21 protein-coding genes, 1 tRNA gene and 3 pseudogenes are annotated in these 25,637 nt (G+C 71.6%); 14 read left to right on the top strand and 11 right to left on the bottom strand.

Translation table 11 applies throughout. The annotated features are described in order from the left end of the window. Positions 1 to 169 precede the first annotated feature (169 nt). The 5 genes from ABT129_RS23295 to ABT129_RS23275 all read right to left on the bottom strand — a co-directional run bounded on the left by ABT129_RS23295 (position 170) and on the right by ABT129_RS23275 (position 5,067). Entirely contained in the window at positions 170 to 1,036 is an 867-nt protein-coding gene (locus tag ABT129_RS23295; protein ID WP_351904721.1) for a GNAT family N-acetyltransferase, read from the bottom strand. Between the two features lie 165 nt (positions 1,037 to 1,201). Continuing rightward, a complete protein-coding gene (locus ABT129_RS23290; RefSeq protein ID WP_351904718.1) occupies positions 1,202 to 2,101 on the bottom strand; it encodes a hypothetical protein in 900 nt (299 codons plus the stop codon). Then, entirely contained in the window at positions 2,098 to 3,105 is a 1,008-nt protein-coding gene (locus tag ABT129_RS23285) for an SPFH domain-containing protein (RefSeq protein WP_351904715.1), read from the bottom strand. The genes ABT129_RS23290 and ABT129_RS23285 overlap by 4 nt, the downstream gene beginning before the upstream one ends. A 52-nt stretch (positions 3,106 to 3,157) precedes the next feature. Further along, on the bottom strand, positions 3,158 to 4,255 hold the full coding sequence (locus ABT129_RS23280) for a DMT family transporter (RefSeq protein ID WP_351904712.1): 1,098 nt from the start codon (positions 4,253 to 4,255) through the stop codon (positions 3,158 to 3,160). Then, positions 4,252 to 5,067 carry a phosphatase PAP2 family protein gene (locus ABT129_RS23275; protein WP_351904709.1) on the bottom strand — a complete coding sequence of 272 codons (816 nt, stop codon included), beginning with the start codon at positions 5,065 to 5,067 and terminating at the stop codon, positions 4,252 to 4,254. Before ABT129_RS23275 ends, ABT129_RS23280 begins: the two co-directional genes overlap by 4 nt. Positions 5,068 to 5,268: 201 nt before the next feature. On the opposite strand from ABT129_RS23275, the gene ABT129_RS23270 reads away from it, so the two are divergent. Further along, a complete protein-coding gene (locus tag ABT129_RS23270; RefSeq protein ID WP_351904706.1) occupies positions 5,269 to 5,871 on the top strand; it encodes a TetR/AcrR family transcriptional regulator in 603 nt (200 codons plus the stop codon). Between the two features lie 29 nt (positions 5,872 to 5,900). Beyond that, entirely contained in the window at positions 5,901 to 6,269 is a 369-nt protein-coding gene (locus ABT129_RS23265) for a DUF488 domain-containing protein (RefSeq protein WP_351904703.1), read from the top strand. A gap of 18 nt (positions 6,270 to 6,287) precedes the next feature. On the opposite strand, the gene ABT129_RS23260 is transcribed toward ABT129_RS23265, so the two are convergent. Then, positions 6,288 to 6,845 carry a DUF309 domain-containing protein gene (locus ABT129_RS23260; protein WP_351904700.1) on the bottom strand — a complete coding sequence of 186 codons (558 nt, stop codon included), beginning with the start codon at positions 6,843 to 6,845 and terminating at the stop codon, positions 6,288 to 6,290. A 191-nt stretch (positions 6,846 to 7,036) separates the two neighbouring features. Here ABT129_RS23260 and ABT129_RS23255 point away from each other — a divergent pair, with 191 nt between their 5' ends. Together ABT129_RS23255 and ABT129_RS23250 are read left to right on the top strand one after the other, a co-directional pair. Beyond that, positions 7,037 to 9,742, top strand: a complete 2,706-nt coding sequence (locus ABT129_RS23255; protein WP_351904697.1) for an ATP-binding protein — start codon at positions 7,037 to 7,039, stop codon at positions 9,740 to 9,742. Positions 9,743 to 9,795: 53 nt separating this feature from the next. Next, positions 9,796 to 9,869 (top strand) — tRNA-Pro (locus tag ABT129_RS23250). 99 nt (positions 9,870 to 9,968) lie between these two features. Here ABT129_RS23250 and ABT129_RS23245 read toward each other — a convergent pair. Then, positions 9,969 to 10,103, bottom strand: a pseudogene (locus ABT129_RS23245) (site-specific integrase); the annotation flags it as partial. Between ABT129_RS23245 and ABT129_RS23240 the strand changes: the two are divergent. After that, positions 10,090 to 10,486, top strand: a pseudogene (locus tag ABT129_RS23240) (hypothetical protein); the annotation flags it as partial. The pseudogenes ABT129_RS23245 and ABT129_RS23240 sit on opposite strands and share 14 nt — an antisense overlap. 90 nt (positions 10,487 to 10,576) lie before the next feature. Here ABT129_RS23240 and ABT129_RS23235 read toward each other — a convergent pair. Further along, complete coding sequence (locus ABT129_RS23235; protein ID WP_351904694.1) at positions 10,577 to 11,227, bottom strand: response regulator; 651 nt, start codon at positions 11,225 to 11,227, stop codon at positions 10,577 to 10,579. Continuing rightward, positions 11,224 to 12,372, bottom strand: a complete 1,149-nt coding sequence (locus tag ABT129_RS23230) for a sensor histidine kinase (RefSeq protein WP_351904691.1) — start codon at positions 12,370 to 12,372, stop codon at positions 11,224 to 11,226. The genes ABT129_RS23235 and ABT129_RS23230 overlap by 4 nt, the downstream gene beginning before the upstream one ends. Before the next feature lie 132 nt (positions 12,373 to 12,504). Here ABT129_RS23230 and ABT129_RS23225 point away from each other — a divergent pair, with 132 nt between their 5' ends. From ABT129_RS23225 to ABT129_RS23215, 3 genes and pseudogenes are all read left to right on the top strand, one after another. Then, complete coding sequence (locus ABT129_RS23225) at positions 12,505 to 13,233, top strand: class I SAM-dependent methyltransferase (RefSeq protein WP_351904688.1); 729 nt, start codon at positions 12,505 to 12,507, stop codon at positions 13,231 to 13,233. Next, positions 13,134 to 13,700 (top strand): annotated as a pseudogene (locus ABT129_RS23220) (DedA family protein); the annotation flags it as partial. The gene ABT129_RS23225 and the pseudogene ABT129_RS23220, both read left to right, overlap by 100 nt. A 391-nt stretch (positions 13,701 to 14,091) precedes the next feature. Continuing rightward, positions 14,092 to 16,173, top strand: coding sequence for an MMPL family transporter (locus ABT129_RS23215; protein WP_351904685.1), 2,082 nt, complete (start codon positions 14,092 to 14,094; stop codon positions 16,171 to 16,173). A 486-nt stretch (positions 16,174 to 16,659) separates the two neighbouring features. On the opposite strand, the gene ABT129_RS23210 is transcribed toward ABT129_RS23215, so the two are convergent. Next, positions 16,660 to 17,271 carry a TetR/AcrR family transcriptional regulator gene (locus ABT129_RS23210; RefSeq protein WP_351904682.1) on the bottom strand — a complete coding sequence of 204 codons (612 nt, stop codon included), beginning with the start codon at positions 17,269 to 17,271 and terminating at the stop codon, positions 16,660 to 16,662. Positions 17,272 to 17,401: 130 nt separating this feature from the next. Here ABT129_RS23210 and ABT129_RS23205 point away from each other — a divergent pair, with 130 nt between their 5' ends. From ABT129_RS23205 to ABT129_RS23180, 6 genes are all read left to right on the top strand, one after another. Beyond that, positions 17,402 to 18,910 (top strand): MFS transporter, encoded by a 1,509-nt coding sequence (locus ABT129_RS23205; RefSeq protein ID WP_502981871.1) that lies wholly within the window; start codon positions 17,402 to 17,404, stop codon positions 18,908 to 18,910. A 200-nt stretch (positions 18,911 to 19,110) separates the two neighbouring features. Then, positions 19,111 to 19,479, top strand: a complete 369-nt coding sequence (locus ABT129_RS23200) for a low affinity iron permease family protein (RefSeq protein ID WP_351904676.1) — start codon at positions 19,111 to 19,113, stop codon at positions 19,477 to 19,479. A 1,343-nt stretch (positions 19,480 to 20,822) separates the two neighbouring features. Next, positions 20,823 to 21,251, top strand: a complete 429-nt coding sequence (locus tag ABT129_RS23195; RefSeq protein ID WP_351904673.1) for a hypothetical protein — start codon at positions 20,823 to 20,825, stop codon at positions 21,249 to 21,251. Positions 21,252 to 21,258: 7 nt separating this feature from the next. Beyond that, the gene (locus tag ABT129_RS23190) at positions 21,259 to 23,415 is read left to right on the top strand and encodes a hypothetical protein (protein ID WP_351904670.1); all 2,157 of its coding nucleotides are present in this window, start codon (positions 21,259 to 21,261) and stop codon (positions 23,413 to 23,415) included. Further along, positions 23,412 to 24,185 carry a hypothetical protein gene (locus ABT129_RS23185; RefSeq protein WP_351904667.1) on the top strand — a complete coding sequence of 258 codons (774 nt, stop codon included), beginning with the start codon at positions 23,412 to 23,414 and terminating at the stop codon, positions 24,183 to 24,185. The genes ABT129_RS23190 and ABT129_RS23185 overlap by 4 nt, the downstream gene beginning before the upstream one ends. After that, positions 24,182 to 24,385: a hypothetical protein gene (locus tag ABT129_RS23180; RefSeq protein ID WP_351904664.1), complete on the top strand. Its 204-nt coding sequence runs from the start codon at positions 24,182 to 24,184 to the stop codon at positions 24,383 to 24,385. The genes ABT129_RS23185 and ABT129_RS23180 overlap by 4 nt, the downstream gene beginning before the upstream one ends. Positions 24,386 to 24,550: 165 nt before the next feature. On the opposite strand, the gene ABT129_RS23175 is transcribed toward ABT129_RS23180, so the two are convergent. Continuing rightward, on the bottom strand, positions 24,551 to 25,420 hold the full coding sequence (locus tag ABT129_RS23175) for a hypothetical protein (protein WP_351904661.1): 870 nt from the start codon (positions 25,418 to 25,420) through the stop codon (positions 24,551 to 24,553). Positions 25,421 to 25,637: the final 217 nt, after the last annotated feature.

The raw sequence follows: 25,637 nt of genomic DNA, 5'->3' as shown, positions 1-25,637 counted from the left end.
CCCTCCTCATGCACCTGTCAGGGTGCGTTCGGGGGATGATATCTGCCGGTGCGGAGGACAGTAGGGAACGGGGGGGTGAACCCGATACGGGGAAAACCCTTGTCACCCCTCACAGGGCGGTGGGGGGTCGGTGAGGGGAGGTCCGACCGCCGCGCGCGGAACGGAGGGTTCAGCCCAGTTCGAGCGTCGTCACACCGAAGACGCGCTCGCGCGGCACCGGCCGGACCGGCCCCGTGTACATCCGCGCCGTCTCGAACGTCGGCTCGAGCCCCCGCTCCCCGGCCAGCCGGGCCGCCGCCGGATTCGACTCCGGCATGTCGACCGCGATCCGGGCCGAGCCGAACTCCCGCGCCTCCGCGGCGAGCGCGTCGAGCAGGGCGGCCGCGTCGGCCGGGGTGTCCGCGAAGAGCGGACCGACCCGCGCCTCGTCCTGCGCGGGGCGGACCACCCCGTATCCGGTCGGCCGCCCGTCCACGACCCTGACCAGCGCACGGTGGCCGGGCGTGGTCAGCCAGGCGGAGAGGAACCGCGGCCGGTCGGCGTGGTGGCAGGCGCTGTCGTACGCGGCGAGGGCGGCCGGGTCCACCGACGCGGCGGCCACCACACCGGCCGGCGGGCTGTCCGGGGCCGGGACCTCGCCCACGTACCGCGCCGTGCGGTACGCCGTCGTGAAGCCGGAGCGCCGGTAGTTGTCCTGCTGCGCGGGCACCCCGTCCAGCCCGACGGAGCGGCCGCCCGCGTGGGCGAGCGCGGCCCGCCAGGTCGCCAGACCGTGGCCGAGGCCCCGGAGGTCCGGGCGCACGAGATAGAACCCGAGGAAGGCGTACGCGTCGTCGTAGGTGACGACGGAAATGGCGGAGACCGGTTCCCCGTCGACCCGGCCGAGGAAGAACCCCCGGGGGTCCTGCGCGAAGAACGCCGACGCGTCCGAGAGCCCGGGGTTCCACCCTTCCCCGGCGGCCCAGGACCGCACCGGCTCCCACTCCCGCGCCGTGGCGGGGGAGACGGAGAGCGAGCCGGGGGAGACGGAGGCCATGGGGGTCCCTTCGACAGCCGGGAGCGGGCGGGCGCCCGGACGGACAGCGGGAGGCGCCCGGACCGAAAACCGGGCAAAGCGCACCGAGCATAACGCCGCACGCACCCCGACCCGCCCACGGCCGATCGATTCCGGCCGCGCGCCCACCGGCCCTCGCGCGCCCCCTCAGTGGACGAGACGCAGGCGCGGTCCGGCGACCGTGAGGCGGACGGTCTGGCCCCACGTCAGCTCCAGCGCGTCCGACTCGACGCCGTCCCCGAACGCGACCAGCCGGTCCGACTCGACGGTCAGGCGCAGACCCTGGCCCGGGTCGAGGAGGCCCTCGACCCGGCTGGTGCCGGTCGTCGGGGAGGGCCAGGCCTCCCGGACGAACCAGGCGAGCCGGGCGTCCGCCGGCGCGGGCAGGGCGAGGGAGCTGGAGCGCTGCTCCCACAGGGACCGCAGCCACCCCGTGGCCCCCGTGCCGGTGCCGACGAGCACGCCCGAGGAGGCCTGGGGCTCGGGCGCCACCTCCGTCGCGTCCAGCTCCAGCGTGTAGCGCGCCGTCTGGTGCCCGCGCGGCCCGACGTAGATCTCGTTCAGGGCGAGGAGCCGCTGGGCGTCGTCGGTGACGGCCTCCACCATGGTCAGTTCGTCGACCGCCGCCCCGGCCTCCGCCGCGTACGGCAGCAGCCGGCGCGCCCGGTCCGCGCGGTGGCGGACCAGAACGCCCGGATTGCGCCCCGGGTCGGCGTCGATCCCGATGACGGGCTGCCCGGTCAGGTACTTCGCCGCGTTGGCGACGAGACCGTCCTGTCCGACCACGACCACCACGTCCTCGGGGCCGAACAGGAACCGGTCCAGGTCGGCCCGCTCGACCCTGGTCTGCCGCCACGTCAGCGGCACCGCGCCCGCCACCTCGGCGAGCGCCCGGCGGGTGCGCTCGTGCCGCTCGCGCACGGCGTCGACCGAGCGGCCGCGCGCGGAGAGGAAGAACGCGGCCTGGCCGTGCGTCCCGTGCCGGGCGAGCAGCTCCTCGTACTCCGTGGTCCGGTGCACGAGCACCGCGCGCGGCGCGAGGCTCACGGTCGCGCACCGCCCTCGCCGAGCCTGGCGAGCAGCCCGGTCAGCACGTCCGGCGAGAGCGTCAGGTGCTCGATCCTCGGGAGGTTCTCGGCCGCGCGGGTCACCGCGAGGGCGTGCAGGGTGGCGGGTTCCACCTCGGTGTGGGCCCGCAGCCACGCGGACTGCGCCCCGGCGCGCGCCTCGCCGACCTCGCGTGCCGCCTCCGCCTCGGCCCGTGCGAGGCGCACCGTGCGCACGGCCTCGGCCTCGGCGCGTACCGCGTCGGCGGCGGCGTTCTCCTCGGCCTCGCGGCGCGCGTTGGTGCCGCGCTGTTCGACGAGCCGCTCCTCCTGCCGGGCCAGCTCGATCTTGCTGGCGAGCTCGTTCTCCGCGATGGCGCGTTCGCGTTCGACGGCGACCGCGCGGCGCTCGTACGTGGCCCGGTCGGCCTCCTGCTGGATCTGCTCGCGGGCGGGGGTCCGCAGCGCGCGTTCGACCTCGGGTTCGGGGCGGATGGCCACCACGCGGACGGCGACGACCTCGATGCCGGTGGCGGGCAGCCTGGGCTCGGCCGCGAGTCCGTCCGTGACGCGGTCCCGTACCGCCGCCACGCCGTCGACGAGCGCCTCGGCCAGCGCGGTGCGGGCGAGGACGTGGAGGGCGTGCTGCTGCGCGGTCTCGGTGAGCAGGGTGGCGATCTGCTCCAGCGGGGCGCCGCGCCAGGCGCCCGTGTCGGGGTCGATGGAGAAGTCGAGCCGGGTGGCCGCGGCGGCCGGGTCGCCGATCCGGTAGGTGACGGTGGACTGGACGCTGACGTCCTGGAAGTCGGCGGTGCGGGCGTGGAAGGCCATCGCCAGTTCGCGGTCGTTGACCGGGACCTCGGAGAGGGCGGCGGTGAGCGGCCGGAACCAGAAGCTCAGCCCCTCGCCGTCGTGCACGAGCCGGCCGCGGCTCTGGTGGCGGATGTGCGCGGTGGGCGCGGAGCGCAGATGGCGCCAGCCGGCCCGCCGGGTGATGTCGGCCATGAAGAAACCCCCTTGTCGTCAGGTTGACGATAGGGGGCTTCTCCGGTTGTCGTCAAGATGACGAATTCAAGGTCATCTCGGCTTCGCGGCCCCTCGGTCCGAGTTCCGCGACCCGGGGCGCCGGTACCGTCCGCACCCCCCAGTGGACACGCGCGCGCAGGGAGCCCCGGCCGAGCGGCTCCGGCGCCGCGGCCGTCGCGGACGGGGCCGGCTCCGGCTCCCTCGCGGGGGTCCGCGCGGGCTCGGCGGGCGCGCCCTTCGTCAGCAGGACCACGCCCCGTGCCGCGACCAGCGAGGCGCCGGCCGCGACCAGCCAGCCCCACGCGCCCGCGCGGAAGGTCTCGCCGAGCAGCGCCACCCCGATGATCGCGGCGGCCGCCGGGTTGGAGAGGTTGACGACGGCGAGCGGGGCCGCGAGACCGCCCCGGTAGGCGGCCTGCGAGAGGAGCAGTCCGCCCGTCGCGAAGCCCGAGATGAGGACCGCGAGCAGCGCGGTCTGCCACCAGACCGGTTCGCGGCCCGGCAGTTCGAGCGCGAGCGCGGCCGTCAGGGTCTGGGTGAGCGCGGAGGCGACGCCCGAGGCGATCCCCGAGGCCGTGGCGTGGCCGAGCCCGCGGGAGGCCCGGCCGCCGGCCCCGTCCGGCCCCGTCCCGCGCGCACCGCCGTGCTCGCGTCCGTGCAGCCGCCCCGAGGCGAGCGCGGCGATGAGGAGCGCCGTGGCCGCCGCGACGACCAGGGCCTCGCGCAGGCTGAGCGCCTCGCCCGGTGCGGTCGGTCCGGTCACGGCGACCAGGCCGACGAGACCGGCCAGGGTCCACAGCGCCCCGCGCCACTCGGTGCGGGTCACCCGCCGCCGTGCGGCGTAGGCGCCCAGCGGCAGCGCCGCCACCAGCGTCAGCGCGCCGAGCGGCTGGACCAGCGTGAGCGGCCCGTAGTGCAGGGCGGCCACGTGGGCGAGGGCTCCGGCGGCGTTGAGGCCGACCGCCGACCACCACTGGCTGCGGGTGAGCAGCGCGCGCAGCGCCCCCCGACCGTCCTGGGCGGGGGAGGCGGCGGCGAGCCGGGACTGGGCGACGGCGGCGAGCGCGTATCCGGCGGCGGAGACGAGCGAGAGGAGCACCGCGACGACGGTGCCGGTGGCGGGGTTCATCGGAGGGCTCCGACCGGGAGGTGGGCCGTACCGAGCGGAGCGGGTACGGGTGGGGGCGCCGTCCGGCGGCCGGGGGCGCGGACGGCGAGCAGGGCGAGACCGAGGATCGCGGCGGCGGCGAGCGCGTCGAACCAGTAGTGGTTGGCGGTGCCGACGATGACGAGCAGGGTCACCAGCGGGTGCAGCAGCCACAGGACCCGCCAGCGGGACCGGGTGGCGGCGATCAGGCCGATGGCGACCATCAGGGCCCAGCCGAAGTGCAGCGAGGGCATGGCCGCGAACTGGTTGGCCATCGAGTCGGTCTCCGGGGTGGCCCCGTACACCGAGGGTCCGTAGACCCGGGCGGTGTCGACGAGTCCGCCGGCGGCCAGCATCCTCGGCGGCGCGAGCGGCATCAGGAGGTGCAGGGCGAGCGCGGCGCCGGTGACGAGCGCGAGCACGCGGCGCGACCACACGTAGTGGGCGGGGCGGCGCAGGTACAGCCAGACGAGGAAGGCGAGCGTGGCCGGGAAGTGCACGGCCGCGTAGTACGTGTTCGCCGCCCGGATCAGCGGTTCGCCGTGCAGGAGCAGCTGCTGGACCGTCTCCTCGCCCGGCAGGTGGAGCGCGCGCTCGGCGTCCCAGACGCGGTCGGCGTTCCGGAAGGCGCGGGTCTCGTGGCCGTTGGCGAAGAGCCGGCCGAGCTTGTAGACGAGGAAGAGCGCGGTGACGAGCGCGAGCTCGCGCAGGAGGGGCGGTCTGGCGGCCCCGCCGCCGTCCCCTTCTCCACCTCCGCCGTCGTCCGCTCCGGTGGGGCCGGGGGTGGGCGTCATCCCCGGTCCGGCAGGACGTGTCCCGCGTATCCCGCGTATCCCGGAAGCCATCGCGCGGCCCTCTAATCCGTCAAATCGCCAACAAACGGAGTGAGCCTAGATCCGATTTCATCGAGACGCAAGCGTCTCGATACGTTTGCGTCTCGATTGTGCACCCCCTACTCTCGTATGTGCAGAGACAGAGGTGTCCGGGAGGGATCGATGTCCACAGAGGCCGCGACCACCGCAGCCCGCCGCAGCAAGATCACGCCGGAGCGCGAGACGGAGCTGTACGACGCCGTGCTCCGCCTCCTGCGCGAGGGCGGCTACGACTCGGTGACCATGGAGGGCGTCGCGGCCCGCACCAAGTGCGGCAAGGCCACCCTCTACCGGCAGTGGGGCACCAAGCCGCAGCTCGTCACCGCCGCGCTCGCCCGGCGGCGCTGCGTCGTCTTCGCCGGCATCGACACCGGCACCCTCGCCGGCGACCTGCGCGAGGCGGCCCGCATCGCCGCCTCCCACCGCGAACGCGACGCCGAACTCATGGAGGCCGTCGCCCAGGCCTTCATCCAGCACCCCGACCTGCGCGCCGCGCTCCGCGAGACCGTCATCGCCCCCGAGGTCGCGGCCATCGAGGCGGTCGTGGCCCGCGCGGTCGAGCGGGGCGAGATCGACGGCGCCAACCCCGCCATCCGGTTCGTCGCCCCCTGCTTCATGGGCATGCTCCGCATCGAGCGGCTCTTCGAGGACCGCTTCACCGACACCTCGACCATGCGGAGCTTCGTCGACGCCGTCCTCCTTCCGGCGCTGCGCGTCGACGGGTGAGGTCCCGGCGCGTCCGGCACCCTGGAGCCATGCCCGCACGCAGCCACGACGTCCGCGTCCGCCGCATCTACGAGACCCCCTCGCCCGACGACGGCGTACGGGTCCTCGTCGACCGGCTCTGGCCGCGCGGACTCGCCAGGACCGACGCCCACATCGACGAGTGGCCCAAGGCGCTCACCCCGTCCACCGAACTCCGCCACTGGTACCACGGACCGGACGGCGCGTACGAGGAGTTCTGCCGGCGGTACGAGGCCGAGCTCACCGCCCCCGACGCGGCGGCCGCCCTGGACCGGCTGCGGCACCTCGCGGCGGAGCGGACCGTCACCCTCCTGACGGCCGCCAAGGACCCGTCCGTGAGTCACACGTCGGTCCTCCGCCGCGCGCTCGACGGGACGTAGCCCCCGGGCGGCCGGCCGTCAGGACGGACCCCGCCGCAACCGAGGCGCCTCGGCGACGGCGTCGACCACGACGGGACCGCGACCGGTGGCGGTCGCATCGGCGCCCGGTGACCCGCCCTCGGTCACGTCGGCCAACTCCCGTGCCCACGAGACGAGTCCGGCGACGTCGATCCCGTACGGCGGCGTGGCGGCGCCCGTCGCACCCCCCGGCCCGCCCGCCAGCCGGCCGGCGCCACGGCGCAGCAGCCGCGCCCCACCCGCCGTGTTGCCGCGCGCGGCGTGGGTCAGCCCCACGGCGAGCTGCGCGAGGCCCTGCCACAGCTCCCGTTCGGACTCCGGACCGCTCTTCCAGGCGTCCTCGAAGACCTCGTGCGCGTGGAAGGGCATCCCCGCGTCGAACAGCCGCTGTGCCTCGCGCAGGGTCTCCTCGGGGCTCCGGACGACACCCTCGGGCTGCCGGGGCACGCCCTCCGCCCCGTACGGCAGCGGCCGCCCGAGCCCGTCGCGGGGACGGGCGCTGCGGGCCCGCCCCTCCTCGTCGCGGTCGCGGCCACGGTCACTCGCTGTCCGGTTCACCCACCCATTGTCGCCCCCACGACGATCAGGAACGCTAGGCTCGTCGGTCCAGCGCAATCCGGTTCCGCCGGGACCGCGCGGGTCACGTCAGGGCAGTACTTCGTGTGGGGAGTGAGTCACCGGTGTCGTCGGAACCCGAACAGCGGCCGTCCGCCGGGCCGTTGGAGACGCCTGCCGGCCGAGGGCGTGCGGTGGACCCCGCCGCCGCAGGACGGGGAGGCCTCCTGGAACGAGGCCCGGAGCTCGCCGCGGCCGCCCACGCCGTGGACGGCCTCGTCGCCGGAGCCCTCAAGGACGGCCCCGCGCGCGGCGGCGGCATCCTCGTCTACCGGGGCGAGCCGGGCATCGGCAAGACCGCGCTTCTCGCCGAGATACGCCGCACCGCCCAGGACCGGTGCACCGTCCTGACCGCCCGGGGCGGCGAGACCCTCACCTCGGTCCCCTTCCACCTCACCCGGCAGCTCCTCCAGCCCGCCCTCGACCCCTTCGGCACCGAGGACGCCCACCACCTCTTCGGTGGCCACTTCGACCTCCTCGCCCCCGCGCTCGGCCTCGCGGCGCCCTCCTCCACCCCGGCCGCGCCCGCCGACCCGCAGGGCGTGCGGGACGGACTCGCCCGGCTCCTGGACCGCCTCGCGGACCGGCTGCGGGACCGGCCGCCGGTGCTGCTCGTGGACGACGCCCAGTGGGCCGACGCCGAATCCCTCGCGTGGCTCGACGCCTACACCCGGAGCCGCCGGGACGGCCGCCTGCCCGTCCTGATCGTCCTCGCCCACCGCGCGCTGCCGAAGGAACCGGAGGGCCCCGGCGTCCCCGCCACCCTCGCCGCGCTCGGCGACCGCGCCGTCCTCACCCTCGGCCTGGACGCCCTCACGCAGGACGCCACCGCCGCACTGGCCCGCGACGCGCTCGGCGGGCACGCGGACGCGCCGTTCTGCCGCGAACTGTGGACGGTGACCTCCGGGAACCCGTACGAGACCGTCGAACTGCTGGCCAAGGCCCGCGACCGGATGCTCGAACCCGTCGCCGGATCCGCCGGACTGCTCCGCGGCCTCGGCGCGGGTGCGCGCGGCGGCGGCCTCGTCGCCCGCCTGGAGGAGCTCGGCGCCGGACCCACCCGCCTGGCCTGGGCGATAGCCGTCCTCGGCGCCGACAGCACACCGGAACTCCTCGCGGCGCTCACGGGCACGACCCCGAAGGAGGTGGCCGACCACACCGAACGGCTCCGCCGGGCCAGGATCGTGGCCCCGCTGCACCCGGCCGCACCCGACGCCCCGCTGGAGTTCGGGCACCCGCTCATCGCCACCGCCGTGTACGGATCGGTGTCCCCGGCCGTCAGGACCGCCCTCCACGGGCGCGCCGCCTGGGCGCTCACCGAGGCGGGCCACAGCCCCGCCGCCACCTCGCGGCACCTCCTCGAAGTGCACCCGGACGAGGACGAGAGCGTCGTCCGGCTGCTGCGGGCGGCCGCCGTCGAGCACCTCGCCGTCGGAGCGCCCGACGCGGCCCGCCGCTGTCTGGACCGCGCCCTCGTCGAACCGCCGCGCCCGGACGCGTACGCCGCCGTCCTGTACGAACTCGGCTGCGCGTCCCTGCTCACCGCGCCCGCCGCCACCGTCCGGCACCTGCGCTCCGCGCTCGACCTGCCGGGCCTGGACGACGCCCTCCGGATCGACGCCACCCACCGGCTCGCGCAGGCGCTCGCCCACAACAACCAGCTCCAGGAGGCGGCGAGGACGGCCGCCGCCGGGGCCACCCGGACCCCGCCCGGCACCGGTCGCCGACGCCTCCAGGCCGCGCACTTCATGTTCGAGGGGTTCCAGGCCGCCGAGGAGAACGGCATCGGCCGCTCCCGCCGCCTCGACGAACTCACCGCGGAGTTCACCGGCGCCGACAACTCCGAGCGGGCCCTCATCGCCGTCCGCGCCTTCGACGGGATGCTCCGGGGCGAGCCCGCCGCCGAGGTCGTTCGCCTCTGCGACCTCGCCCTCGTCGACGGCGTACCGGCCGCCGGGCTCGGCTGGACCGACCTCATCTGGGGCTTCGAGATCCCCGCGCTCACGGGCATCGCGTACGCGTTCGCCGACCGGCCCGACCGGGCCGAGGCCCTGTTCGGAGAGGCGGTCCGGGCCTTCGAGATCTCCGGCTGGAGCGGCGCCCACCTGGCCTTCGCCCACACCCTCCTCGGCCTCGTCCACCGGAGGCGCGGAAACCTGCCGGGCGCACAGCACTACCTGGAGGAGGGCCTCCGGCTCGCCGACCGGGTCGGGACCGGCCTCCCCGTCCACTGGGACACGGCCTGTCTCCTCGTCGACACGCTGCTCGCCCGGGGCCGTACCGCCGAGGCCCGCGGCGTCGCCGACCGGTACGCCTTCGGCCCGCCCTGGCCCGGCGCGGTCGTGCTGCCCGACGGTCCGAGCGTCCTCGGCCGGCTGCTGCTCGCCGAGGGCCGGCGCGAGGAGGCCGTCCGCACCCTCGAAGCGGCGGCCGAGGCGCTGACCGTCCGGGGCCGGCACCACGGCATCTGGGCCCCCTGGCCCTTCGAGCTGGCACGGGCGCTCGCCGACACGGACCCGGACCGCGCGGCCCGGATCGCCGCCGAGGCCCACGTCCACGCCGAACGCCTCGGCACCCCCACGGTGATGGGCGAAGCCCTCCGCTGCCTGGCCCTCTTCGCCGAGCCCGCCGAGGCCCGCGACCTGCTCACCCGGGCCGTCGCACACCTGGCCGCGTCCCCCTCCCGCTACGAGGAGGCCCGCGCCAGGCTCGACCTCGCCCACGCGACGGGCTCGGCCACCGCCCTCGCCGAAGCGACCTCCCTGGCCGCCGCCTGCGGCGCGGACACCCTCACCTCGGACGCGGTGACAGCCCGTGCGTCATCCCGCCCTCCGGAGTGAGGTAGTGTTTTCCCTGCACGCAGCCGCGGGGGCAACCCGGCGGAGACGAGCATCGGGACGTGGCGCAGCTTGGTAGCGCACTTGACTGGGGGTCAAGGGGTCGCAGGTTCAAATCCTGTCGTCCCGACTCGAAAGAGTCGCAGATCAGGGGCCGTTTCAGAGAAATCTGAAGCGGCCCCTGACTCGTTTTCGGGGACCAGTTGGGGACCAACTCGCCTTGACCGCGTCAGCGGGCGACCACGATCGGGCTGGGCAGGGACCGGGGCGCGCGGAGCACGCTGAGGTGTGCCGAGAGTGCGGCGCCGACGGCGGTGATCTTGTGCACGTCGGGGTGCAGGTACCGCTGAGTGGTGGTCAGCGAGCGCGCGGGACCGCGGTGGAGATACGGCCGCCCCGGGGTCCGGTTCCTGGCGTCCGGGTACGCCACGGGACGCGCCCACGCCGGCCGCATCGACTCGCTGGGGCTCTACCCGAACGGGGTTCCCGTTGTGGTCGAGTACAAGCGCGGAAAGGATCCGGGTGCGATCAACCAGGGACTCCTATGCCCGAGCTGGCTCGTAGACCATCGCTTGATCTGCGTTGCTGGCGACCGACTACACCCGCTACGACCTCCACGCCGTACGCGAGCATTCGCGCAGCATCGGCCTGGCCCGCTACCGCTTCTTCGGCACCGGCCTCATCGGCCTCGAGACTCTGGCCGCTGCGACCGGGCGGCCGACGCAGGGCAGGCGGAACCAGCGCCGCCCTCCTCGTGAGCACCGCCGAGGCCGGGGGCACATACGCCGCCTCAGGCGGGTTGGCAGGCCCTTGGTGGTGGCCGGGCTGGGGTGGATATCAAGGCGTGAGGCCGGCGTCGCGGGCCAGGAGTGCGGCCTGGACGCGGTTGGTGACGCTCAGGGTGGTGAGGATGCGGCTGACGTGGGATTTGACGGTGCTCTCCTGCATGCCGAGGTCTTTCGCGATGTCGGCGTTGGTGTCGCCTTGGGCGAGCAGGGCGAGTACGTCCTTTTCACGCGGGGTGAGGGGGCCGATGCGGGTCCGGGCTTGGGCTGCCTGGGGTCGGCCCGTGTGGTGGTAGCGGTCGATGAGGCGGCGGGCGGCGGCGGGGTGGAGCATGGCTGAGCCGGCGGCGACGAGGTGGACCGCACGAAGGATTTCGGCAGGGTCGGTGTCCTTGAGAAGGAAGCCGTCGGCGCCGGCGGCCAGCGCGTCGTAGACGTACTCGTCGAGGTCGAAGGTCGTCAGGGTGATGACCTTCGGCGGGTGGGGCAGGGTGCGCAGCTGCCTGATGGCGGCGATGCCGTCCATGCGGGGCATGCGGACGTCCACCAGGGCGACGTCGACGCGGTGGGCGGTGGCCTGCTCGATGGCGTGGAGCCCGTCGGTGGCCTGGGCGACGACCTCGATGGAGTCGTCGCTGTCGAGGAGGTCGGTCAGCCCGAGGCGGACGAGGGCGTCGTCGTCGACGACCATGGCGCGGATCATGTGCGGGGACCGTTCTGTTCGCTGGCGGGGTGGGGGATGCGGGCGGCGAGCCTCCAGGTCCCGGCGCCGCCGGGCCCGGCGTTCAGGTGCCCGCCCAGTGCTTCGACCCGCTCGCGAAGACCGATCAGGCCGAATCCTGAAGGAACCGCCTGGGCACCGTGGATCTTGGTGCCGGGTGGGTTGGTGACCTCGAGCAGGGTGGTGGGCGGCCCGTAGTCGATGCGGACGCGGACGGGAGCATCGGGGGCGTGCTTGCGGGCGTTGGTCAGTGCTTCCTGAACCAGGCGGTAGACGGCCAGCTGGTGCGCCGCGGGAGCCTGCTCCGGGCTGCCCTCCACGGTCGTGTCGATGGCCTGCCCGGCCGCCCGCGCGTGCCCGATCATCTCTTCGACGTCGCGCAGTGCCGGTGCCGGTGCTGGCTGGTCGGTGTCGGGAGAGGAATCGGTGCGCAGGGCGCCGAGCACGTCGCGCAGGTCGGTCAGGGCGTCGGTGGAGGCGGTGCGCAGCAGGCTGAGGCGTTCCACGACGGCATCAGGCAGGGTGTCCTTCCTAGTGGCCAGTACGCCGGTGTGCAGGGCGATCAGGCTGAGCCGGTGGGCGAGCACGTCGTGCATCTCCGCCGCGATCGCGGACCGTTCGGCCATGCGTGCGGCCTGCTCGCGCAGTTTCCGCTCGGTGCGCAGATGCTCCACCTGGTCGTTCAGCGCCTCAACCAGGCGGCGCCGGTTTCCCATCCACAGCCCTGCGACCACGGCAAGCAGGAGGAAGAGCGCCGAGCCGTACGGCTGCGGACTCCACAGGGATACCGGCGGGTGCAGGACGGCATTGCCGGTGAGGGCCACGGCCGAGCAGCACACAGCCGCCCAGGTGTGCCGACGGGCGGCAAGGTCGAACAGGGCGAGCAGGAACAGCGGAAGCATGGGCCACCCCCACACGCCTGCGGCCATCGTCGTGAGAGCAGGAGCGAGCCACCAGGCCCCCCGCAGCAGGAGGGCCACCCCGCACGCCAGCGCCACCGCACTGTGGACGGCAACGTAGCGGCCGCCTGCACTCGATGCCCCGTTCTGGATTGCGGCCAGCGTCAGCAACACCACCAAGCCGTAGCGTGCGCAAACGACCCACGTGTGGCTCTGTTCCCATTTCACGCTTTGCAGCGTAGGCAGACGCCGTCTGTTTCACACCGGACGATCTACCATCTTGACCCCCTACTTTCGTAGGGGAAGTGGGCCGCACAAGGAAGGATCCGCAGGGGCACGGGCATCCATAGCGTCGAAGTCATGGACGACTGGACCAACTCACACGACCGTGCCCTCTCGCGGCGCAACGCCGAGGGCTGGATGTTCCTCATCGAAGCAGCCCGCGACCTACGCACCACCGGAGCCATCGCCCCCAGCAGTAAGGCTCTCGCCCGCCTGCTCACCGACCCGGTGCAGGAGCACGGAGCACGGCCCCTGAACGTCCTGGAAGCCGGCGCGGGCACCGGATCGGTCACCCGCACTCTCATCCCGCGCCTCTCCGCGGGCAGCCGTCTGGACATCGTCGAGGCCAACGCGCGCTTCGCCGCCCAGCTCTGTCACCTCGTTCGCACCCATCCGCGGCTGGCCGGGGGAAGCGATCGGGTCCGAGTCCACCGCACTCTCGTCGAGCACCTCGACACCAGCCGCCCCTACGACGTGATCGTCTCCGGGCTGCCCTTCACCAACTTCGCCCCCGCCCAGGTCGAGACGATCATGGACCGGTACATGGAACTGCTCCAGCCCGGCGGCACGCTCACCTACTTCGCCTACCGCGGCACCCGCTACGCACGCGCTCTGACCGCCTCGCGCGCCGAAACCCGCCGCCACCACGCCGTTGAGGAGATTCTCGGCGGCTACCAGAAGCGCTATGCCATCGGCCGCTGGAGCGTGTGGGGGAACCTGCCGCCGTGCCATGTCTGGCAGCTGCGTCGTCCCGTCAGCGTGCCCGCCCCGGCAGCGCCGGACATCACGGCCGGGATGGCTCGGTGAACACCCTGACCGAATTGATCTGTCACGTTCCCGCACCGGCCGCCTACGCGATCCTGGCCATCGCGGTGCTGGCCGAGTCCCTGCTGCTGGTCGGCGCGTTCATTCCGACCCTGACCCTGCTCCTGGCCTCCGGCGCCCTGGCCCGCGCAGGCGATCTGAACCTCGTCCTGGTCATCGCCACCGCGGCGAGCGCGGTCGTGGCCGGTGACGCACTCGGTCACCGCACCGGACAACTGCTAGGTGGACGCCTGCGCACCGGACGCCTCGGCCGCCGCATCCCCGAAGGCGCCTGGCAACGGGCACAGGTCCTCATGGCCCGCCGCGGTGGGCAGGCCGTCTTCCTGTCCCGGTTCATCCCCGTCGTACGCACCCTGATCCCGCATCTGGCGGGGGCGACCCGACTGCCCTACCGTCGCATCGCCCCCTACAGCCTGCTCGCCGCACCGCTGTGGGCCGGCGCCGAAGCCACAGCCGGATATGTCGCGGCCACATCTCTCCACCACGTCTTCACTTACGGCGGACCCGCCCTCGCGGCCACCGCCGCAGTGATCGTCACCACCGCACTGGTCGGAAACAAGATCCGGCGCCGTAGTCGAACACACGCGCTTCCACGCCGCGAACTGGCACGGGGCCCGGCACGCTCTGAGCGGGACACTGCTGGATCCGCTCGGCCGCCCGCGCGCCAGCGTGGAGGCGCTGCGCGCGCTTATGCACCACGTCACACCCGCTCACCTCACGGCAGTTGCGGCCAGGCGGCGGGACGTCGCTCGCCGCGCTCAGCGTGTCCACGCCCCGCCCTTCGGCGCGTGGTGTTCCCTGAGGGACAGGTCAGCCGTCAGCACGTGTGCGAGGAGTCCGATGACCACCCTGGCCCGTTTCGTCGTGCGGCACCGCTGGTGGACTCTGGCCGCCTGGGTTGTGCTCGCATTGGCCGGTGCCTACGCCGCGCCCCGCGCGTCAGACGCTCTGAGCTACGAATTCGGGCTGCCGGGACGCCCGGGTTACGAGACCAACCAGGAGATCGTGGCTCTTTTCGACTCGGGCGGTGAGAACGCCCCGGTGCTGATGGCTGTCACGGCGCAGCAGGGGGTACTCGACGACACCCAGGCCCGCCAGGTCGCCGCCGCCGTGGAAAGGGCCCGGCCCGGCGGGCGGCTGGTGACGTGGGAGCAGGCGCCGAGCCTGCTGGCACCGGACCAGCGCACCGGGGTGGTCCTGGTCTACCCGCAGCCCATGACTGGCGCGCCCGAACCCTACGGGCACGTTCTGCCGGCGCTGGAGCGGGCGGCCGAGGAAGCGAGCCGCGTCACGGCGACGGAGGTGGCGGTGACGGGGCAGGCGGCGCTTGCCGGGGGCGGCGGGGGCGGTGATGCCGGCGTTCTCGCCGAGACCCTGTTCGGTGCCGTGGGCGCGCTGATCGTGCTGGTGCTGGTCTTCGGCTCGGTCCTGGCGGTCATGCCGCTGATCGTCGCGGCGGCCTCGATCCTCACGACGTTCCTCATCATGTGGGGGCTGACCGGACTGACCGACGTCTCGTTCATCGTGCAGTATCTTCTGGCGTTGATCGGCCTCGGCGTCGCCATCGACTACTCGCTGCTGATCGTCACCCGCTGGCGCGAGGAACGGGGCCACGGCGCCACTTCACGGGAGGCGATCGTTCGGTCGATGGGCACCGCCGGTCGCGCGGTGCTCTACTCCGGGGTGACCGTGGCGATCAGTCTGGCCGCGCTGATCGCACTGCCGGTTCCGTTTCTGCGGAGCGTCGGATTCACCGGACTGCTCATTCCCCTGGTCAGCGTGTTCACCGCGCTGACCCTGCTGCCGGCGCTGCTGGCCGTCGCAGGCAGCCGGCTGGACTGGCCGCACCGCCGCCGCACCGAGCCGGACAGCAAGCTGTGGCGGTGGATCGCGACGACCGTCGTACGGCACCGCTGGATCTCGGTGACGGCCAGTCTGCTCGTCCTGCTCGCGCTCGCCGCGCCTGTACTCAACCTGCGCCTCGGCGCGCCGAGCAACGATTCGGTGATCAGCGCGGGCGGCCCGGCCGCGGAAGCGCTGCAGCGGGTCCAGGACGCGGGTCTGGGTGAGGGCCTCACCCAGCCGGTGGAAGTCCTCACCCGCGATCCGGAGGCGGCCCGTGCCGTCGTAGCGGATCTGCCCGGCGTCGCCGGCACCGCTGCTCCAGGCCAGTGGCGGCGTGACGACTGGACGGTGTTCGACGTGTGGACCGCCCAGGACCCGGCGACCGCCGAGGGTTCGGCGGCCGCGGCGCGGATCCGCTCGGCCGCGGAGGCGGCCGGCCACCGGGTCGGCGGGCTACCCGCCCAGGACGCCGATTTCGTCGAAGCCGTGTACGGCAACGCCTGGTGGATCTGCGGGATCATCGTGCTGGTCACGTTCCTGCTCCTGGTCCGCGCACTGCGGTCCGTCGTGCTTCCGCTCAAGGCGCTCGTGCTCAACGTCCTGTCCCTGGCGGCGGCGTACGGCGTGACCGTGCTGATCTGGCAGGAGGGGCACGGCACCCAGCTGCTCTTCGGCCAGACCGCCTCCGACGCCATCACGACCTGGGTACCGATCGCCGTCTTCTCATTCCTCTTCGGGCTGTCGATGGACTACGAGGTGTTCCTGCTCTCCAGGATCCGCGAGGAGTACCTGCGAACGGGCTCCACCGATCAGGCCGTCGTCGACGGCGTGGCCCGGACGGGCCGGCTCATCACCTGCGCGGCCATCATCCTGTTCCTCGCGTTCATCTCCCTCTCCCGCGTGCCGGCCACCGACGTCAAGATCCTCGCCACGGCGCTCGCCCTCGGCATCGTCATCGACGCCACCATCGTCCGCGGCGTACTGGCCCCCGCACTGGTCGCCGCGCTCGGCGAAGCGAACTGGTGGCTGCCCGGCCGCCCCGGCGCCCGGCGCGACGCGCACCGACCACGCCCCTAGAAGGAGCCGTCGCACCGAACCGCCGCACGTGAGGGCGTGCCCAACCCGCCGACCGGGGCCGAGAACGGCGTCTGAGGCGGTGATGCGGGAAGCGCACGGAGCCCGACACCTGCGGTCAGCCTGGCAAGCCCGGGCCTGACCGTCGCGCCGGGCACCGGTCGCGTGCTGATGAGCCTGGCAGATCGCGGAGTCGACCTTCCCCTCCCAGGTGATCAGCCCGGCTGCGTACGCCTGGGTTTGCAGCCCGGTCAACACCGCCATTCAGACACCACATCGACCGTCTGCCACGGACCGTCTTCCGTCGGCGGATCCCGCCGCGGGGCACCGGTCCGCACCCGCCGGCAGATGCCATCGAACAACCGCCGCCGGAGCATCGACGGCTTGCCTCACACCGCGACCGGCAACAACGGCGCCAACACCGCGCGCTGGCCATCTGAAAGACTTCCTCACGGCTCGTCTGAGCGCGAACTGGGCTGTTGTCGTTGGTCAGAGTCCGCGGCTGATCACGGAGAGGGTTGTCTCCAAGGCGAGTCTGACTTCACTCTCGGGCAGTTCCCGCAGTGGCCCATCGATGAGCAGATGGCTCAGCCCGTGTACGGCTGACCAGGCCGCGTACTCGGAGCCGCGCCGTCTGTCGGCAGGTATGGCTGAGGCTCGTGCAAGGTCGTCGAGGCACCGTGTCAACAGCAGGAAGGGGTGAGGGGCGGTCTCAGACGGTGCCGGCAGGGGTGTGGTGTGTGCCCCGGTCGCCGAGAAAGCTGTCTGGAACCAGCCCGGCTCGGTGCGGGCGAACTCGACGTAGGCCCGGCCGAGCATGTCGAGGCGTGCCCAGGAGCGGGAAGGTTCGGTCGTCTCCTGTACTGAGGACAGTCTGAGGTTCATCAGCATCCCGAGCTTGTCCATGCAGCGCCGCGACACTTCTGCCAGCAGGGCCTCGCGGTCGGCGAAGTGGCGGTAGGCAGCGTTGTGGGAGACGCCCGCTTCTCTGCTTGCCTCACGAAGCACGACGGAACGGGGTCCTCCGCCGCGGGCCAGGGACAGTCCCGCCTCCACGAGCGCCTGACGCAGGTTCCCGTGGTGATATGCCCGCTTCTCCATACCCCTCCTCCTCACATGTTGACGATGTCACCATACAGTGCGATCCTTACCTTATGTCCGTGTTGATGCTGTCAACATTATGGCTGGGCTGGAGGCCGAGATGGTTCCCCTCTCCGTTCCACGGCAGAGAATGGTCCTCGCGACGGTCTGCCTCGCTGCTCTTGCGATCACCCTGGACACCACGATCGTCAACGTCGCGCTGCCTGAGCTCAGCCGCCAGCTGAGCGCCTCGACACGCGACCTCCAGTGGATCGTCGACGCCTACAATCTCTCCTTCGCCTCGCTGGTACTGACAGCCGGATCCATCGGAGACCGATTCGGCCGGAGACCCGCCCTGCTCGCAGGTCTGGCAGGCTTTGCTCTGACCAGTCTCGCCGGGGGCCTTGTCGACTCCGCGAACGCGCTCATCCTCATCCGCTTCCTCATGGGCGCGAGCGCCGCGGTGATCTTCCCGACCACGTTGTCGATCATCACCAACACCTTCCCCGAGCGCCGGGAGCGAGCGGTGGCCATCGGAATCTGGGGGGCCGTGACAGGCCTCGGGGTCGCCATAGGGCCTGTCGTCGGTGGTGTCCTGCTCGCCCACTTCTCCTGGCCGTCCGTCTTCTTCGCGCTCGTCCCGGTAGCCGCCCTCGCGTTCATCGCAGCGTGGATCCTCGTGCCCGAGTCCAGCAGTCCCGGCGAGGCTCGCATCGACATACCCGGACTGCTGCTGTCGACCGCCGCCATAGGCCTGCTCGTCTACACGATCATCGAGGGGCCCGAGAGCGGGTGGGCCAGCCCTGCCCGCATCGCCGGGTTCCTTGCATCGGGCGTGCTCATCGTCGCGTTCATCGCGGTGGAGAAGCGGCGGGAGACACCCATGATCGACGTCGCTCTCTTCCGCAACCCGGCGTTCTCTGCGGCCAGCGGCTCGGTCACGGTGGCGTTCTTCTCGCTGTTCGGGTTCATCTTCCTGGTGACCCAGTACTTCCAGCTGATCCGTGGCTACGGAACGCTGGCGACCGGCGTACGGATCCTGCCGGTCGCCATCACGATAGCCATCGGCTCGCTCGGCGGCGCCGCACTGGCAGTACGCGTCGGGACACGCACGACCGTCATGACGGGCCTGACATTCCTGGCCGCGTCCTTCGGATGGATCGCCGTCTCACCGACGTTCATGCCCTACTCGGTCATCGTCGGCCAGATGATCCTCATGGGCCTCGGGCTCGGACTGACCACCACCCCCGCCACCGAATCCATCCTCAGCGTCCTGCCCCCGGCAAAGGCCGGAATCGGATCGGCGGTCAACGACGCCACACGCGAGACCGGCGGAACGCTGGGTGTGGCAGTCCTCGGCAGCATCTTCACCTCGCTGTACGCCAGCCACCTGCCGACCACCACGTTCGCCCTGCTCCCCAGCCCCGCTCTGCACAACGCCAAGGAATCCGTCGTCGGGGCGCTCTCCATCGCCCAGAGCGCCCCGCCAACCGGACGGCAGCAGTTGCTCGACGCAGTGCAGGACAGCTTCATGCTGGGCTTCCACATCGCCTGCGGCGTGGCAGCCTGCATCTGCCTCCTCGGCGTACTGGGAGCGGCCGTGCTCCCCGGACGCCCCGTCGGTACCCGACTGCAGGAAGGCAAAGCGCAGGTGTCCTGACGGCCAGGGTCGCGACGATCATGCCGAGGCTGTAGCGCCGCTCGATCATCGCGATGAACAGCCGGGTGGGCGCCTTGGTCTGGGAGACTTCCACGACCATGATCCTGGCCGTCCATCACCTGCACGGCTACCGATCTCCCTCGGGCCGCATCCCGGCACACCACGCTGTTCCGACGATCGGACATGGGAAAGTACGGAACATGACCCTCGAACACCCGGCCAAGCGCGGCGGGAACCAGCCTGGCTTCTTCGCACGATTCGCAGAACGAGCCTCGAACTTCACCAGCAGCCCGGCGTTCTTCGCGCTGTGCATACTGATGGTCGGAGTGGTCATCGGCGTCCACATCGCCAAGGTGCCGCTGACATGGATGCTGCTCGCCGGCGAAGCGATGACGGCCGTCACGCTCCTGCTGCTGGCGCTGCTGAAGAACAGTGAGCGCCGCGCCGAGCACGCGGTCCAACAGAAACTGAACGCCATCGCTGCCGCACTGCTGGAAGCACATCAGAGTAAGTCCGGGCCAGCCCAGGACGCACTGCGCACCGTGATCGGCGTCGAAGAGCGGACCTGAAATCCGCCGGGCGGAAGCAAGGAAGCTTCCGGGCCCCTGGTCCGGAAGCACCAGCATGAAAAGCATCATCCGAAACGACCAACAGGTCGCCGACCGCGTACGACCAGCCGACCCGCCACCCTCACCCGACTCACCCGGCTCCAGGCTGGGACCTGACCCCAGCCCGGTGCTCTCCATCAGAGCGTGGACAGCGAGCCCCTGCTCCGCCGCATCGCCCTCTTCCACACCGTGACCAAGCCCTTCGACATCAGGACACCGGAACCATGTGGGTCGCCGGCGTGGCGTGGACTCAGGAAGTCACCGTCGCGGCTGTCCTGATGGCAGGCTTCGTTTTCGCCAGCGGGCGGGGGACAAGAACGATCTCCTCCAGACGCCGCGGCGCCCCCACCGCCCAGTGACCGGCTCCCCGGAGAGGTGCTTGAGCGGTCGCCTGAACATCGAGGCCCCCAGATCCGATCTAGCGAACCGGCTGCGCCCCACCAAATCGGCACAGCACGGAACCGATGCAAGTCGGCGAGGCGCAGGGCCGCAGCGCGCCGAGCGGCAGGGCGGGCGGGTGTCCGTGACGGCGCGGATGCGAAACGCCGACGGGCGTGGACCGGCGTGCGGGCCGGGGCGGCAAACGATCACTGCGTGCGGCGCAGGCGGCCACGCCGTGTCCTGGGCCCTTCATCGCTGGAGAGGACCCCTTCTCCTCCCCCTCGCGGCGCCGCGCCCACGGCGATCTGGCACCGCTGGTAGACGGCGCCGCGCTCACCCTGCCACGTCGCATGCCTTCACGGAACTGACGGAGGAAGTGCGTCCCGGACTGGTGGCGGGACCATTCGGATTCCGACGACACCACGAGTTCAAACTCAGTAGTGCGGGCGGTCACGTCCGCTCGAGCAGCGCCCGGTCCCCGCATTGCCCAGGGGGCGTCCTCCGATGCGGGTGGCTCTGCCGACGATCCTGCCGTGGTCACCCTGGCCGAGGTTCGTCCTGGGAGTGCCAACGCTAACCATCGACTACCGCAGGGTAACGAGAGCCCGAATTCGGCCATCTTGCCGATTGCTGCGTACCGACCCCAGCTTCGCACAGCACATACCGAGCTGGCTGGATACGTGTCGAACTCCTGACCGGCCGCACTGTTCACAAGCACGGCAGGAGGTTTGGTGCACCATGGAGTGACTTGTTCCGGGCAATGTGCGCGATGAGCTGCGATGTGCCCGGCCCTATCCGTTTCCGTCACGTTTCCTCATCCCGCTGCTCTGTGTGCATGGATGGTCGCAGACTGTTCTCCGGCTGTGGAACGACGACGTATGGGACGAGGGGGAGTGGTGGCATCGGAACTGGACGTGATGGCCGTGGCTGTGCCAGCGGCGAGTGCCGTGGTGGCGGAGATGGCCAGGGGCGGCTGGTTGTCGTTGCGCGGAGCCCTGGCCCGGTTCTTCAGGCGGGACGGGGAGTCGTCCGTGGAGCGGCAGCTGGAGCTGCTGGATGCGGCGGAGCAGACCCTCGCCGAGGCGGCAGAGGAAGACTGCGACGATCTGCGCAGCCGGCTGGAGCGGCGGCTCGTCCTGCAGCTCGCTGCCTATCTGGACCGCTATCCCGACATGGGCGAGGAACTGGCGGCGCTCCTGCCCGCCCCGCAGGACCACGCGCTGTCGGAGGGCGCCCCGGTGCTGACCGCGCAGAACAACACCAACAGCCAGATCGTGCAGGCGTCGGGCAACCTGGACGTGGGCAGCGGGGGCATCAACTACGGGGTGCCGCCACGCAACCCGAGGGCGTGAACGGGCTGTGACCTCTTCCACTGTGCCGCCCGACAATCGTGTGTCCCGTGGGGGGATTTACGCCGCCAACAACACCTACTCGACTCTGCTGCAGGCCGGGCGGGACATCAATCTGCACCAGCAGGAGCCTCTGCCCACCGAGCCCGTGCCTCCGGCGGAGATCGACGCGGTCCGTCGTGCCTGGGTCGCCGAGAACGGCGAGGGCAAGGAGATCGCGACCGCCCCGGAAGTGCTGGCGATGCTCGGCCTGGACGAGCGCGTAGTCGTGATCGCCGGCCCGCCCGGGACGGGCAAGACCGCAGCGGGACTGCGCGCCCTGTCCGAGCTGCGGCCCGTCCTGCCCGGCAACAGCGGACCCAGGCTACGGCTGCGCCTTGAGCACGTGCTGCCGGACTGGGAATCGGTCGAGAAGGACAGGTTCCTGCTCCCCGCCGGACACGGCCGGGGGTACCTGCTTGACGTTTCGGGCGAGAGCGCGCGCTGGGAGAAGCCGGACGTCACGGCCAGGAAGTTCCTCGGGCACGCCGAGACCCTGCGGAAAAGAGGCTCCTACCTCGTCGTGGTCGCGGGTGAGCACGGCTGGCCCGAGAACGACCCGGTCCTGGGGCGCACCGTCGTACGCGCCGTCCACGGACCCCCGGGGGACCGGATCGCGCGGCGCCACATTGAGCAGCTCTACCCGCGGGTGGCACACCAGGGATGGTTGCAGGAGACTGTCCGGGACGTCGACAGACGGGGCGAGGAGAGCGACGGTGAGGGCCGCCGAGCCCCGCTCGATGATCTTCTTCGCGCCGACATGCATCCGGGCGACGCCGCGGCACTCGCCCGTGAACTCAGCCGCATCAGTGAATCGGCCGGCACGGTCAAGGACGCCCGCGACCTCGTACTGCGCTGGCGTGAACGAGTCAGCACTGTCTTTCGCGAGACACAGGACAGCGCGGACGACCGGGCGTTGCTGCTGGCGGCCATCATGCTGGAAGGACTCAGCCCCGCTGAGATCCTGGCCGGGGCGCGTCTGCTGCTCAGGGACGAGAAGACGCGTGGCATCCGGGACATCCTCACGGGCCGTGACCTGGTCACCCGCTTGGAGGCGGTCCAGGCGAAGAGTGATGGGCAGCGCGTCTCCTTCAGTCATCTGCCCGGATACCCGGCCGCGGTACTGCGGCACTTCTGGCGCCAGCTCAGCGACATCCAGCCCAGCCTGATCCAGTGGGTCAAGCAGCTCACCGCCCCCAAGGGACTCGGCGCCGGACGGATCCCGCAGATCGCGGATCTGCTCGCCCAACTCGCCGTCGATGAAAGCGATCTGGGTCCCCTAGACGTCGCCCAGTCATGGGCCACCGCCAGTGACGCCGGGCAGGACGGTGCCTCCCGCCTACTCGCGCGCGTCGCCAGGGACCCCGCCCTCGGCCCGGAAGCCCGTACGAAACTGCGATCCTGGGCCAGCCAGGAATCTCGGGCCAACGCCACCGTGGCCGCGGTGGTGTGTCAGGGGCCCTTCTCCAAGGAATACCCCCGCCAGGCGCTCACCTGCTTGCGCTGGGTCCTGGGCCGTGGTGAACACGACAGTGCCGTATCCGTGGCCGAAGAGGTCGTGCGCGCCATGGGCTCGGACCTCCGGCTACTGCCGCGCGTGTGGGACACGGTCAACAAATGGCTGACCGAATACAAGCAGCCGGACGATCGCAACCATCTCGCGGCACGCCGCGCCGTCCTGTCTCTGCTCCGTCCCTCCGCCGAGCAACCTGCCGCGATCCTGCTGCTTGCCAACGCCCTGGAGCATCCGGACACAGTCGACGAGCTGGTGCAGGGATGGTCCGCGGCCCTGTCCGTGCCGACGCTGGAAGCATGGTGCGAGGAAGTCCTCACCGCCTGGGCCGAAGCCGTGGCCCACGGCGTACTCGACGCCGACGCAGTGGTCGAGGTACTCAACCGCGTCATCCGCGAGCACTGGATGACCGGTCCGCTGTCCACCTTCATCGCCGGACGGGCCGGCACGGGATACACCTCACAGTCGGTCGTCGACCTGCGCGAGCGGCTCATACTGCGATGGAACGCCCCCCGGCCGGTACCGCCCGGCGGCCAGACCCAGACGCCGCTGGGCGCCGCAACTGCCCCCGAAGACGATCCCGCCCTTCGCACCGTGACGCAGGACGCGACATGAGGCGCGGCTCCAAACGGGCCCGCCGCAAGCAACTCCGCTGGGAGATAGGCGCCTTCTCCGCAGTGCTGCGCAGCAGTCGGCCGGGCATCCACTACACCGCCACCATCCACGCCACCCTGACCCCGGAACCCACAGACCCCTACGACCCGGACGAGATCGCCGACCGTGTGCGCACCGCCCTGCGTACCACGGCGGCAGCTGCAGTACGCGACCAGGACCCGATCAACCTCCCCGCCGCACAGGACGCCTGCGCACAGCAATTGCGCCAACCTCAGGAACTCGGCCTTCCGGACGGTGCCACCGTCACCGCCTCCGTCCATCTCGAACTCGCCGACGAGGACCACGCCGCGGTGAAGGAACTGCTCACTGCCATACGCGCCCAGGGGGCGGCAGATACCCTCACCAGGCAGCGCACGGAAGCCTTCGCCCGGGAACTCGCCCACCCGGCAGCCCTCCTGGCTCGATGGCTTCAACAGCCCGATGCGCAGATCACTCAGCCGCCCAGTGACGCGGAGCTGGAAGCGCTCGCACGACGGCTCCGCAGTTTCCCGAAGGACCGCGACGAACCCGTGGAGCGGCAACTCCTCACCATCCTAAGAGATTTCCTCGCCGAGTTCCCCAAGGAGGAGCAGAAGAGACTGCTGGTGATACTCCTGGCCAACGGGATGCGCGCCGCCCGGAAGCCCGGTCATGCGGACCAGGTCGAAGCCCTGCTGAAACCGTCGCCGGCAACCAGTGAGACCAGTCCCACGGCCACGGACACATCGTGAGCGCTCGGCACACGACGTTGTGGCGTCTCCTGCTGTCCCCGCGAACCAGCTGGCGGGCGCTGCTCCTGATGCGCCGCGCCCGCGCACATGCCTCGCCTCCCCAGCAGCTGTCGTTCGATGCCGCCTGGCGGCAGGCCCGGGTCCAGCGCCGCCCGGGCGACTCCCAATACCTCCTGCACGGCCACGGAGACCGTGTCTGAACCCGGTCGATACGTTCCTGGGCGGGGCTTGACGCTTGCTGCACGCCGAACCGGACAGCGCACACAGTCACTGCGACAACAACGGCCCATCCGCAGACAAGCCGTCCTCGGAGCGCGTGCCCTCGTACTTGGTCAGTGCGTCTCCGCCCAGGTAGCTGGCGGCACTCACGAAGGGCAGGTTCCTGCCCCGATGAGCTGGCGCGTGCCGGTGTATGCATCGTAGACGGCGACAGACCAGCGTGTGTATTCCCAGCTCTTGTTGTTGTGGAACTCGAGCGTGAGCTTGCGGCAGACAGCCTCCTCGACCGTGCCTCTGAGGTTGGACTGGGAGGCGTGGCTGGTGAAGCGGCTGTTGGGGTTGTCGGTCCAGACGTAGGCTGCGTGTTCGACTGGGTCGAAGCCGAGGCTGATGCCGTCGGTGAGTGAGAGGCCGTCCTCGTTCGTCTCGGCGGTGTTGGCGTTCCAGGTGGTCGGATCATTCTTGAGACGATGCGCGAGGGCGGAACAGGCCGCCATCTCACCGGCCCTGCGAAACACCTCTTGGTGGTTCTCGGGCACCTGCGGGACGGGTCCGCCGGTCACCATTACGGTCTGTGCCCGCTGGTTGAATGTAATGGCGGGCTTCATGAAGTTCATGTCCTTGGTGGTCAGCATGGACGTCATCTGGTCCCGGATTGCCGTCTCGGTGTCCCGCTCTTCGGGGCTGCCGGCGGTGGTGCTCGCTCTCCACTCGTCCGGGTGTGGTTGTGTTTCGTCGCCGGCTCGCCTGTATGCGGGATTGGCCACCCCGACGAGTGGATCCTTGGGGATCCTGATGGTCCGCGGATCGGCCGCAGGCGCGACCGTGGTTTTGGCAGGCGTGCCAGAAGCCGTGGTTCCAGAAGCACTGATCGGAGCGGATATCTCGGTGGAGGGTGTCGAGGGGGTTGTGCGGTCGGACGTGAGCGTCACATCCGCACGGTCGCCACTGGTGTAGAAGGTGACGATTCCGCCTGAGACGGACGCGACGGCGATTGTGGTGACGGCTGCGGCCATAAGCGCGCGCTTGCGCCTCGAGGGCGCGGGAAGGCTCCAGGCGGGGTCGTCCAGGCTGGGCAGGTTCCACGCGGCGGTGAGGCGGTCTCTGATCCGTGTCGGCTCCGGTCCGGTGGCGCCGAGAACCTGGGTAGTCTGACGGGCCAGGAGCCGCGCGCATTCCTCTGCCGCCGCGTCGGCGCTGATTCGCTCGGCGGGGTTCTTCGCGAGCGCCTTC

It is taken from the genome of Streptomyces sp. NPDC002057, assembly GCF_040296665.1.
Lineage (GTDB): Bacteria > Actinomycetota > Actinomycetes > Streptomycetales > Streptomycetaceae > Streptomyces.
Note: the sequence above shows the minus strand (reverse complement) of the source record. Positions and strands in the feature narration are given on the sequence as shown.

Bases quoted from the DNA above. Each gene is read 5' to 3' on its own strand.
- ABT129_RS23295 (WP_351904721.1), bottom strand. From the start codon at position 1,036: ATGGCCTCCGTCTCCCCCGGCTCGCTCTCCGTCTCCCCCGCCACGGCG.
- ABT129_RS23285 (WP_351904715.1), bottom strand. From the start codon at position 3,105: ATGGCCGACATCACCCGGCGGGCCGGCTGGCGCCATCTGCGCTCCGCG.
- ABT129_RS23280 (WP_351904712.1), bottom strand. From the start codon at position 4,255: ATGAACCCCGCCACCGGCACCGTCGTCGCGGTGCTCCTCTCGCTCGTC.
- ABT129_RS23275 (WP_351904709.1), bottom strand. From the start codon at position 5,067: ATGACGCCCACCCCCGGCCCCACCGGAGCGGACGACGGCGGAGGTGGA.
- ABT129_RS23270 (WP_351904706.1), top strand. From the start codon at position 5,269: ATGTCCACAGAGGCCGCGACCACCGCAGCCCGCCGCAGCAAGATCACG.
- ABT129_RS23265 (WP_351904703.1), top strand. From the start codon at position 5,901: ATGCCCGCACGCAGCCACGACGTCCGCGTCCGCCGCATCTACGAGACC.
- ABT129_RS23235 (WP_351904694.1), bottom strand. From the start codon at position 11,227: ATGATCCGCGCCATGGTCGTCGACGACGACGCCCTCGTCCGCCTCGGG.
- ABT129_RS23225 (WP_351904688.1), top strand. From the start codon at position 12,505: ATGGACGACTGGACCAACTCACACGACCGTGCCCTCTCGCGGCGCAAC.
- ABT129_RS23215 (WP_351904685.1), top strand. From the start codon at position 14,092: ATGACCACCCTGGCCCGTTTCGTCGTGCGGCACCGCTGGTGGACTCTG.
- ABT129_RS23210 (WP_351904682.1), bottom strand. From the start codon at position 17,271: ATGGAGAAGCGGGCATATCACCACGGGAACCTGCGTCAGGCGCTCGTG.
- ABT129_RS23205 (WP_502981871.1), top strand. From the start codon at position 17,402: ATGGTCCTCGCGACGGTCTGCCTCGCTGCTCTTGCGATCACCCTGGAC.
- ABT129_RS23200 (WP_351904676.1), top strand. From the start codon at position 19,111: ATGACCCTCGAACACCCGGCCAAGCGCGGCGGGAACCAGCCTGGCTTC.
- ABT129_RS23185 (WP_351904667.1), top strand. From the start codon at position 23,412: ATGAGGCGCGGCTCCAAACGGGCCCGCCGCAAGCAACTCCGCTGGGAG.
- ABT129_RS23175 (WP_351904661.1), bottom strand. From the start codon at position 25,420: ATGGCCGCAGCCGTCACCACAATCGCCGTCGCGTCCGTCTCAGGCGGA.